The following is a 9,831-nucleotide window of genomic DNA, read 5'->3' as shown; positions in this document are numbered from 1 at the left end:
GCGGGCACGGAGATACGGGTAGGCTTCGACGATGCGGCGGGCGGCTGAGCGGGTGATCATCAGGAAGCCGGCGCCGAGGCTGGCGATGGGGCGGAAGCCGTCCGGGGACGGCGGCGCCGGCCCGGGGAGGGGCTCGGCCTCATAGATGAGGGCGCCGTTCCCCCGCTCCTGGCTCTTGCGAGGGTAGAGGCCGCCGACGACGTCGCGGCCGGCCTGCAACAGGCGGAAGACGGCCGGCGGCTCGAAGCCGATGTCGGCGTCGATGAACAGCAGGTGGGTCGCCGGGCTCTCGAGGAACTTGGCCAGGAAGGCGGCGCGGCCGCGGCCGATCAGGGCCTCGCCGCCGCTCAGGTCGACCTGCAGCCCAACGCCGCGCGCGGCGCAGGCCGGCCGCAGCGCCAGCAGCGAGCTCATGTAGATCGCGTGCGCCTGGCCCCCATAGCAGGGCGTCGCCAGGTAGATCGAAGGACTTTCGGCGGCCACGGCGGTTCCAGGGGATTCGGGACGGTCCTGAGCTAGGAAGCGTCTTTGCGCCGCCGGCGCAAGCGGCGGCGCGGTGCGGCCGGCGGCAAGGTCGCAGATCAGGCGGGGCCACTCCAGCTCAACTTTCGGGCCCAAATTCTTGCCTTTGTTCGCTGTATGTTCCATACGATCTACATGCTCAAACGTATTCCGCATCGGCGCGCTGAGAGTTCGCTGTCGCTTAGGGTCGGCCATTGGTTCGAGGCGCAGGCCACCGGCTGGGGCCTTGTGGTGCTGCCGCTGGTCCTGGGCGCGCTGCTGACCATGGCCCTGCTGAAATGGTTCAGTGGCTAGAGGGGCCGGCCGGATCCCGGCGCCAGGGGCCGGTCGAACGCTCGCCGCCGCGCAAGCCTCACTGCTGCATCGACCTATCGCCCCTCTGGCGGCGGGGCGCGGACTTGGCTCGTCGGGGGGCCTAGGGCCAGACGGACGCGACGAACACCGTCATCGCCAGGACGAAGGCGCAAAGCGTCCAGAACCCCAGCCAGAGCCAGAACCCGTAGGGGGTCCTTTGACCGCTCCACGCGTCGAAAGCGGTTGAAGACGGCGCCCGTTCGCACGCCAAGGTAAGGCACCGTAGCCCCTGCGGCCAAGCTCAGCAGCCGGATCGAAAGCCGCTCGAGAACTCCGCTCACCCTGGCTCCTCATGCACCGCGACGGCTCGCCCTGACGACGCCCGAGTCGCACCACGGCTTAACCGCCCTCCGGGAAGGAGGCGTTCCGTCGGGATCGGTACCAGCGGTACTAGATGGCGCTGCGTACCGAGCCGCGCGCTTTCGCCGGACTCGGCAGGGCTGCTAGACTAGTGGCGCCGCTTAAGGCGCGATCTTTCGGAAGGGTCGCCTAGACTGCGCAGCGCTGGTTTTTGTAGAGGTCGGCGAGGACGGCCTTGCGTTTGTTGACCAGTTGCTCGGCCTTGTCGGCATCCATGTAGTTGCCGACCGCCGCGGGCCAGAAGAACAGCACCGCCGCGACGTTGGCCCCGCTGACGCCCTTGTTGTGCTGGGCTTCCTCGAGAACTCCGTCGAGCTTCCTGTCCTGGGACTTGATGTCCTGGCAGGACAGCTTCTCGTCGCCCAGCTGGCTGGTCGCAATTTTTTCGTTGGTTGCACAGCCGCTCGCAGCCATGGCGATGGACGCGACAACGCACAGGCGCGTGGCCTTGCTTACGATAGATGACATGAATTTCCCCCCGAATGGCGCAAAACGCGTGCATTCCCCGAAGGGAAATAAGACCCAACTCGCTCGGGCGTCAAGCCTGCTGGTTGAGTGGGCACCCCCTACGCGTCATGCGCGAGCCAGCATCCGACTTTCGATCATCATCCAAGCCAGCAGGGCGTAGGCCAACGCCAGGGTAATCCACCAACCCCAGATGCGCTGGGAGCGGGTGACTTTCGGAGCCAATTTGGAGGCGGGCCAGAGCGCCAGGGCGACGAGCACGGGGACGGACAGCAGCGCCGTTCGTGGCGCCCACCGCCAATGGCCCAGCACGACGACGAGACCACCAACAACATAGGCCAGGAGCGCCGCGCCGATGCTGGTTGCAACGACCAGCGCCGACCAGCGTCGAAGATGTTGTGAACTGACCATTCGCCCCTGTACGGGGCCACGCTGGTTCTGGCTAGCCACAGCCTGGCTGCAGCGCTGCCGCCCGCGAACCGTTCTGTCTGGCAGACGCAGACAGGTTCAAGGGAGGAGGCTAGGGGTTTCAGGGCTGTAGAGCGCTGAGCATCCGAGGAAAGAGCCTTCGCGCGGACCTAGTGGGCCGCCGGGGACACGTCGATCGGTAGCCGGCGGTAATTTCGTACCCTAGCGCGCAGCCGGCGGAACCGAATTCACCGGCATAAAACCGGTGTAATCCGGCGCTTATGCCGGCGGCTGCCGGAGCCGAATTTGTAAGTCATTGATTTTCCTACGGAGAATGGTGAGTGCGGTAGGATTCGAACCTACGACCCGCTGACTAAGAGAAGAGGAAAGGTGCCGTTGCTAGGCGGCGGCCTTGCGCGCCTTCTTTGCAAGTAGCTTGCCGACCCAGGCGTTCCACTTCTTCATGCCGGCCCGCTTCTCCGGCATGTAGTTCCAGCGGTCGTAGCTCTTGGAGCTCACATCCTGCAGCGTGTGGTTCTGCAGGCGGTCGCGAATTTCTTTGGACACGCCGGCCTTGCCAGCCAGAGTCTTCCAGGTGCGGCGCAGGTCGCGGTTGGTGACCACCGGGATCACACCCCGATCCCTCTGGCGCCACATGAAGCTGTAGAGCGTCCCAGCGCTGACCGGCATGGACGGATCCTTCGCAGACGGAAAGAACCAGCCGTACTTGTTCGGGATGATCGACCCGATCAACTCCGCCGCGAGGTCAGGAACGGGGATCGCGTGGGGTTTGCCATTCTTGGTCTTCGACCAGTCAATGATCTTCTCCTTGGCGACCCACTGGTCTTTATGGAGACCAGCGATCTCCTCAACCCGCTGCCCGGTCAACATCAGGACGCGCACCGCACGGGTATAGGGCGGATGCACGGGCGAATCCGGGTGTTCGAGCCAGCGGTAAAGCTGGACAAACTCGTCCTCCTTGAGCCAACGGGTTCCGGCAACCTTCGGCTCAGTTGGGATACCGCCGGCGGGATTGGCCACGATCTTGAACCGCCGGGGCGCAGCAGTCCGATAGTCCAGTTCGGATTTGATGCCCCAGGAATAGGCCGACCGGATGTAGCTCCTGACATGGTCGGCCATTGACGGCTTGCCGCGCTCATAAATCGGCCGCAACACACCCAATACCTCCTCGGGGGTCACCTGACGCGCAAGCCGGTTGCCGCCGAGGATCGCGGCCACATTGTCCAGACTCTTCTTCGCGTCCGACCACGATGGTTTCTCCGCCGACTTCAGATGGGCGACATAGGCCTCGAACAGGTCGGCGACCGTGCCAGGCCGAGCGTCGATGGCGAGTTTGATGCTCACCTTCTTCTGGATCACTCCGGAGTAGTCGCGCTCGAAAACGACCCTGGCCTCTGCCAGTGACATGGCCGGATAGTCCCCGATCTTGGCCTTGGTCCGCTTCCCGTCGCGCCACTGCTGCGCCATCCAGTCGGCGGTCACCCGGCTAGGCATCGGTTTTAGGATTAAGGTCAGGCGGCCCGTGCCGCGACCGTCGCCATCGGCGAGCGTCTTCTGCTTACCGGTCTTTTCGGCCCACTTGAGCGCGCGGCGGATCGTGCTGTCGGTGAGGCTCGCCATGGATTTTTCGGGTCCAACTGGGGACGGTAACTGGGGACGGTAAGGGCTCGATATCCCGCTTATGGGGACACGATCTGTTCCCAGTCAATATACCGAAAAATCCTGATTATTCAATGGTATTGAGCGTGATCGAGCGTGATCGAACAAGGCCAAGTCGGGTGGTTATGCACCAGGATCACGGCGCTGGCGGAGAGTTCGAGCGCGCGGCGCATGACTTCGCGGGGATAGACCGGCGCGTGGTCGACGGTGCCGCGGTTCATGGTCTCGTCGGCGATCAGCTGGTTCTTCTTGTCGAGGAACAGCACGCGGAACTGTTCGCGGGCCTCATGCGCCAGGGCGGTCTTCACATAGGCCAGCAAGGCCGCCCAGGAGGAGATCACCGGCCGCTTGCCGACCGCCTCGCGGGCGGTGCGCAGGGCCGCCTCGTGCAGCAGCTTGAGGTCCAGCGCCAGCGCATCGCCAACCCCCTTGACGGTCTTCAGCTCGTCGGGCGTCGCGCCCAGCACCCCGGCCAGCGAGCCGAAGCGGGCGAGCAACTGCTTGGCCAGCGGTTTGACGTCGCCCCTGGGGATCGAGCGGAAGAGGTGCAGTTCGAGGAGTTCGTAATCGGGCAGGGCGGCCAGCCCGCCGGCGAGCGCGCGTTCACGCAGGCGGTCGCGATGGCCGGCGTAGTGCGGCTTTGGCTTTGGCGCCCGCTTGGCCGCGAGCCAGAGGTCGGGCTGGGGCGAGGCGTCCTGAACGGATGACGGGCTGTCCATGCGGGAACAATGTTCCCTATGTGTTCCCGAATTGCAAGGCGAAGCTTAGGCAAGGCGAAGCGCGCCCAGCCTGCGCCCATTATCCGCCGGTCACGGAAAGCACGGCCTCCTTGACCTTCGCCTTGGCGACGCGGCCAAGCTGGCCAAGGTCCAGGTGCGGCAGGTTGGGGAGCTCGTCCGCGTTGACGACGGCGTCGACGATCGCCGGGCCGCTGCAGGCCAGGGCCTCCGAGATCGTCCCCTGCAGGGCGCCCGGCTTATCGACCTTGAAGCCGCGGCCTCCACAGGCCTCGGCGAAGGCCGCGAAATCCGGGTTGGGGAATTCGATGCCAGGCTCAAAGGGCGGCAGGCCGATGGATTCCGCCTCCAGGTGGATCAGGCCGAAAGCCGAGTTGTTGTAGATCACCGCCTTGACCGGCAGCTTGTGGTGCACGGCGGTCAGGAACTCACACATCAGCATGTTGAATCCGCCATCGCCGCAAAGCGCGATGACCTGACGGGAGCGGTCCAGCGCCTGGATGCCGTTGGCCTGGCCTAGCGCGGTCCCGACGGCGGCGTTGTTGAACGAGCCGACGATGCGCTGGCGTCCATTCTGACGGATCCAGTTGGCCGACCAGAGCGTGTTGAGGCCGGTATCGAAGACGAAGACGGCGTCAGGCGCGGCGAGGTCCCCGACGGTCCGCGCGACCGCCTGCGGGTGGACGCGATCCTTGCTGCGCGCCGGGTCCGCCTGTCTGTCGAGCATCTCATCCCAACTGCGGCGCCCCCTGGCCACCTCGTCGAAGAAGGCGGAGTCGGTTTTGGCGGCGACGCGATCCAGCAGGAGTTTCAGCGTCGGGCGCGCCGAGCCGACGGCGCCGTAGACGGTCGGGGCCCGGCGGCCGATCACCTCGGGGCGTTCGTCGATCTGGACGACGACCTCCTTGGCGGGCAGGAAGTCCGAATAGGGGTAATCGGTCCCGACCATCAGCAGGAGATCGCAGCGCATCACCGCGTCGTAGACCGCCTTCGTGCCGATCATGCCGATGCCGCCCATCCAACGGGCGTCGTCATAGGGCAGGACGTCCTTGCCCTTCACGGTATGAATCAGGGGCGCCTGCAGGCGGTCGGAGAGGGCCCGCAGCTCGTCGGCGGCGCCATGACAGCCGGCGCCGCACATGATCACCAGCCTTTTCGCCCGGTCGATCCGGCGAGCGATCTCGGCGACCTCGTCCTCGCTGGCGGCGATCTCGGGCCGGGGCCTGAGCGTCGCGACGCTCGCCACGGTCCCATCGGCCTTCGCGCCGATCACGTCCTGCGGCAACGTCAGGTGGGCGACGCCACGGCCGCCATAGGCCGCCGCGATGGCCTGATGGATCACGGCCGGCGCCTGATCTGGCGAGGAGACGGTCGCGGTGTAGAGCGCCACGTCGCGGAACAGCAGATCCGGCGCCGTCGTCTGGATGTAGTCCGTGCCCTGGAGGCTACGCGGCATGTCCCCCGAGAGCGCCAGCACCGGCGCGTGATCGCGGCTGGCCTCGTAGAGGCCCGCAACCAGGTGGGTGCTGCCGGGGCCCGTCGTGCCAGCGCACACGGCCAGCCGCCCCGTGAGCTTGGCTTGGCCTGAAGCCGCCAGCGCGGCGCCCTCCTCGTGGCGAACGCCAATCCACTCGATGGAACTGTGGCGCACCGCGTCGGCGAGGGGATTCAGGGAATCGCCGATCAGGGCGAAGATCTGCTTGACCCCGATCTGCTCGAGCGTGCTGACCAGGACGCCTGCAACGGCTTGCGACATCTTCCGTCTCCCTTCGCCGTTCTCCAGAACGATGAGTGAGGCGCCGTCGTAGAAGGTCGCGCTGGACGACCCGCGGCGATCATCACAAGGACTGCCGCGTCCTTCGGATTGTTCCCAGGTGTTCCCGGTTTTGAAACCTAGGTGAGGTCGATCGACGCCTTGGCCAGGTCGCCGCGCCAGGCGCGCCTGGCCTGGGCCAGGTGGGAGCTCGCGGCTTTCGAATCGCCGAGCCTGGCCTCGGCCTGAGCGAGCACGCGCAGGGCCAGGGCGTCGTCGGGCCAGCCGGCGAGGCTGGCCTTGGCTTCGCGGACAGCGTCGGCGGGCTTGCCGGCGGCGAGGTCGGCGGCGGCCAGGCTGCGGCGGACCGGATACCACCAGGGCGGCGGGTCGAAGTTGTCGAAGACCGGGAAGGCCTTTTCCTGGCGCTGGGCGGCGCGGGCGAAGGCTTCGGCGGCCTTGGCGGGCTCGTGGTCCAAGAGGGCGGCGCGGCCGGTGAGCACGTCGCCGGCGATGGCGGCGATGTCGACGGTTCCGGATTCGTTCGCCTTGCCCGCCTCGGCCTCGCGCCGGACTCCGGCCACGTCGCCGCGGGCGGCGAAGGCCTCGCCGCGGGCGTAGTGCCGATAGACCCGCACGATGCGCGGATCGCCGGCGGCGTCGGCCAGCGCCAGCGCCCGATCAGGAGCATAGCGCCCGTAGGCCACCAGGCTGCGGGCGCTGGCGGTGGTGCGCCGCTCGACCGGATTGGCGGACCGCGCGGCGCCAGCCGGCATGGCGACCACGCCATGGTCGAAAGTCGCCGGGAACGCGACGGCGGCGTGGTCGGCGTATTTCAGCGCCAGGCGCCCGTCTCCGGCCATCAGGGCTCCGGCCAGGCCGAAGGTGTAGTTGTGCAGGTAGTATATCTGGCTGGAGAGCGGGCCCGCGTAGCGCAGCTTCGCCTCGACGTCGGCGTCCACCTTCAGAGCCTGGGCGTCGACGATCGCCACGCGCTCGTACTGCCCCACGTGCATCAGGGTGTGGGCGGCCATGTGGACGAGGTGGCTGGCGCCGGGCGCGAGGCCTGCGAGCCTTTCGGCATAGGGCAGGGCCTGCGCCGGATGGCCGGCGAACTCGGTGGCGTGGATGTAATAGTGGATCGCCGCGGTGTCGTCGGGATGGCGCGCCAGCACGTCCTTGAGGATCGCCTCGGCGCGGGGAACGCCGGAATAGTCGTCGCGGCGGGCGGGGATCAGCAGGGCCTGGACCGCCAGGTTGGCGATCTCGTCGTCGCCGGGGAAGCGGCGCACCAGGTCGTCCATGGCCTGGCCGTAGACGGTGTCGCGCTTGGCGTCGGGCGTGTCCTTGCCGTAGCGGAGCTGCAGGGCCGCGATCAGGCCCTCGGCGCGGGCGTCGCCGGGCTTGAGCAGCTTGCGGGCGCGGTCGGCATGGCTGAGCGCCACGGCCCCCTGCGTGGGCGTCACGCCATAGTTCAGCGTCTGGCCGAGGCCGAGCGCCACGCCCCACTCGCAGAGCGCGCAGGCGGGATCGAGGGCCGCAGCCTTGGCGAAGGCGGCGCTCGCCTCGTTGTGGTTGAAGGCGTGGTAGAGGTTGAGGCCCTCGTCGTACCAGGCCTGGGCCTCGCGGCTGGCGGTGTCGGCGGGCGACGCGCCATTGCCGACGCCCGTCAGCATCACCGCCGGCTGCGGCCCGGCGCGAGGCGCCGTGCGTTCCGCCCCGCAGATGTAGCCGACGCCGAGCGCGGTGGCGTCCGCCCCGACCGCGTTGGGAAAGCCGAGCGCGACGGCGGCGAGCGCAAAGGCTGCGGCTTTCATGGTGGTCCCTCCCTATCGTTGCGGGAGGGTCGGGCGTTTTCACGTGTTCGGCAAGGGGGCCGACCCGTCAGGCTGCGCCGCTGCCGTAGGGCCGCGTCAGGACCTCCAGGAAGTGGCCGGACGGATCGAGGAAATAGAAGCCGCGGCCGCCGTCGCGGGTGTTGATCACGTTCTCGCGGCGCTGCGCCGGGTCCGCCCAGTAGGTCATCCCGCGCGCCGAGACGCGCTCGAAAATGGCGTCGAAGTCGGCCTCCGACACCAGGAAGGCGTAGTGCTGGTGCGCGATCGGGCCGGGGTCGGCCATGAAATCCAGGCTGACGCCGTTGGCGGTCTCGACGGCGAGGAACGGGCCGAAGGATCGGGGCTCGGCGAGGCCCAGGATCTCCGAGAGGAAGTTGGCGGAGGCCTCCCGGTCGGACGTGTGAACGATGGTGTGGTTGAGTTCGATGCTCATGGCGGGCCTCGCCCGGGTGGTGCTTAGGCGCTGATCACCGGCGGCTTGTAGAGACCGGCGGGCGAGAGGGTGAAGACCTCGTAGCCGGTCTCGGTGACGCCGATGGAATGCTCGCACTGGGCCGACAGCGACTTGTCGCGGGTGACCGCCGTCCAACCGTCGGAGAGCAGCTTCACCTGGAATTTGCCGAGGTTCACCATCGGCTCGATGGTGAAGAACATCCCCGGCCGCAGCAGCTCACCGGTGCCCTTCTGGCCGAAGTGCAGGATGTTGGGCGCGTCGTGGAACACCTTGCCCAGGCCGTGGCCGCAGAAGTCGCGGACCACCGAGCAGCGCATGCTCTCGACGTAGGACTGGATGGCGAAACCGATGTCGCCGGTCCGCGCGCCGGGCTTCACGGCGGAAAGGCCGCGCTCGATCGCCTCGTAGGTGACGTCGATCAGCCGCTTGGCGCGCGGCGCGACCGGGCCGACGCCGTACATGCGGGAGGTGTCGCCGTGCCAGCCGTCGACGATGACCGTGACGTCGATGTTGGCGATGTCGCCCTCGCGCAGGGTGCGATCGCCCGGGATGCCGTGGCAGACGATGTGGTTGGGGCTGATGCAGACGGTCCGAGTGTAGCCGCGGTAGCCCAGGCAGGCCGGCAGCGCGCCGTGGTCGAGGATGAACTCGCGGGCCAGCGTGTCGAGGTGGTCGGTGACGACGCCCGGAACCACGTGCGGGATCAGCATGTCCAGGCACTCGGCGGCGAGCCGGCCTGCCACCCGCATGCCCTCGAAGTCCGCAGGGCTGTGGATCTTGATCTGGCCGGTGCGGTAGTCGGCGTCTGCCAAGCCAAGATGGGGGTCGGTGTTGGCCATATCGTTCTATGCCGCGGCGGGCGCCGCGCTCTTCCAGGGGACCTTGCGGGCGATGCTGACCGCCATGGGGCTTATGTCGCAATCATAGCACAGAACTTCAACACCCCGGTTTGCCGCGTCCTTGAGGCCGGCGGCATAGGCGGGGTCGAGGTCGTGGCAGGCCGAAAAGGCGTCGCAATCGGTGCGCTGGATGACGAACAGCATGACCGCTCGCTGGCCGGCCTCGACCATGGCGGTGAGCTCCTTCAGGTGCTTCAGGGACCTTGCGGCGACGCAGTCGGGGAATTCGGCCAGCGTCCCTGAGCGGCGCAGGTGGCAGTTCTTGACCTCCAGCAAGCAGGGCGGGCGGGCGGGCGCTTCGAGCAGGAAGTCCACGCGGGAGTTGGCGCCGTACTTCTCTTCGCGGCGGTGGGTTTCGTTG

11 protein-coding genes are annotated in these 9,831 nt (G+C 67.6%); 1 reads left to right on the top strand and 10 read right to left on the bottom strand.

The annotated features are described in order from the left end of the window. The coding region (locus JWP28_RS13935; RefSeq protein ID WP_299543782.1) for a hypothetical protein at positions 1-483 on the bottom strand (483 nt) is incomplete at its 3' end. Between the two features lie 174 nt (positions 484-657). Between JWP28_RS13935 and JWP28_RS13930 the strand changes: the two genes are divergently transcribed. Further along, positions 658-816, top strand: a complete 159-nt coding sequence (locus JWP28_RS13930) for a hypothetical protein (RefSeq protein WP_299543780.1) — start codon at positions 658-660, stop codon at positions 814-816. Positions 817-1,365: 549 nt separating this feature from the next. Here the strand turns inward: JWP28_RS13930 and JWP28_RS13925 are convergent. The 9 genes from JWP28_RS13925 to JWP28_RS13885 all read right to left on the bottom strand — a co-directional run. Further along, positions 1,366-1,704, bottom strand: a complete 339-nt coding sequence (locus tag JWP28_RS13925; RefSeq protein WP_299543779.1) for a hypothetical protein — start codon at positions 1,702-1,704, stop codon at positions 1,366-1,368. 105 nt (positions 1,705-1,809) lie between these two features. After that, complete coding sequence (locus tag JWP28_RS13920; RefSeq protein WP_299543778.1) at positions 1,810-2,112, bottom strand: hypothetical protein; 303 nt, start codon at positions 2,110-2,112, stop codon at positions 1,810-1,812. 396 nt (positions 2,113-2,508) lie between these two features. Then, positions 2,509-3,750 carry a site-specific integrase gene (locus JWP28_RS13915; RefSeq protein WP_299543777.1) on the bottom strand — a complete coding sequence of 414 codons (1,242 nt, stop codon included), beginning with the start codon at positions 3,748-3,750 and terminating at the stop codon, positions 2,509-2,511. Between the two features lie 110 nt (positions 3,751-3,860). Continuing rightward, positions 3,861-4,508: a DNA repair protein RadC gene (radC, locus tag JWP28_RS13910; RefSeq protein ID WP_299543776.1), complete on the bottom strand. Its 648-nt coding sequence runs from the start codon at positions 4,506-4,508 to the stop codon at positions 3,861-3,863. A gap of 79 nt (positions 4,509-4,587) precedes the next feature. Then, on the bottom strand, positions 4,588-6,282 hold the full coding sequence (locus JWP28_RS13905) for a thiamine pyrophosphate-binding protein (protein WP_299543775.1): 1,695 nt from the start codon (positions 6,280-6,282) through the stop codon (positions 4,588-4,590). Between the two features lie 137 nt (positions 6,283-6,419). After that, positions 6,420-8,096: a hypothetical protein gene (locus tag JWP28_RS13900; protein ID WP_299543774.1), complete on the bottom strand. Its 1,677-nt coding sequence runs from the start codon at positions 8,094-8,096 to the stop codon at positions 6,420-6,422. Between the two features lie 67 nt (positions 8,097-8,163). After that, positions 8,164-8,550, bottom strand: a complete 387-nt coding sequence (locus tag JWP28_RS13895) for a VOC family protein (protein ID WP_299543773.1) — start codon at positions 8,548-8,550, stop codon at positions 8,164-8,166. Between the two features lie 23 nt (positions 8,551-8,573). Continuing rightward, positions 8,574-9,410 carry a type I methionyl aminopeptidase gene (gene map, locus JWP28_RS13890; RefSeq protein ID WP_299543772.1) on the bottom strand — a complete coding sequence of 279 codons (837 nt, stop codon included), beginning with the start codon at positions 9,408-9,410 and terminating at the stop codon, positions 8,574-8,576. A 6-nt stretch (positions 9,411-9,416) separates the two neighbouring features. Further along, positions 9,417-9,831, bottom strand: a 415-nt coding sequence (locus tag JWP28_RS13885) for a DNA/RNA nuclease SfsA (RefSeq protein ID WP_299543771.1), incomplete at its 5' end; no start/stop codon positions are given.

It is taken from the genome of Phenylobacterium sp. (assembly GCF_028290885.1).
In the GTDB taxonomy this organism is placed as follows: Bacteria; Pseudomonadota; Alphaproteobacteria; order Caulobacterales; family Caulobacteraceae; genus Phenylobacterium.
This window is presented reverse-complemented; position numbering and strand designations above follow the sequence as displayed.

Coding starts and splice junctions, on each gene's coding strand:
- JWP28_RS13930 (WP_299543780.1), top strand. CDS start 658: ATGCTCAAACGTATTCCGCATCGGCGCGCTGAGAGTTCGCTGTCGCTT.
- JWP28_RS13925 (WP_299543779.1), bottom strand. CDS start 1,704: ATGTCATCTATCGTAAGCAAGGCCACGCGCCTGTGCGTTGTCGCGTCC.
- JWP28_RS13920 (WP_299543778.1), bottom strand. CDS start 2,112: ATGGTCAGTTCACAACATCTTCGACGCTGGTCGGCGCTGGTCGTTGCA.
- JWP28_RS13915 (WP_299543777.1), bottom strand. CDS start 3,750: ATGGCGAGCCTCACCGACAGCACGATCCGCCGCGCGCTCAAGTGGGCC.
- radC (WP_299543776.1), bottom strand. CDS start 4,508: ATGGACAGCCCGTCATCCGTTCAGGACGCCTCGCCCCAGCCCGACCTC.
- JWP28_RS13905 (WP_299543775.1), bottom strand. CDS start 6,282: ATGTCGCAAGCCGTTGCAGGCGTCCTGGTCAGCACGCTCGAGCAGATC.
- JWP28_RS13900 (WP_299543774.1), bottom strand. CDS start 8,096: ATGAAAGCCGCAGCCTTTGCGCTCGCCGCCGTCGCGCTCGGCTTTCCC.
- JWP28_RS13895 (WP_299543773.1), bottom strand. CDS start 8,550: ATGAGCATCGAACTCAACCACACCATCGTTCACACGTCCGACCGGGAG.
- map (WP_299543772.1), bottom strand. CDS start 9,410: ATGGCCAACACCGACCCCCATCTTGGCTTGGCAGACGCCGACTACCGC.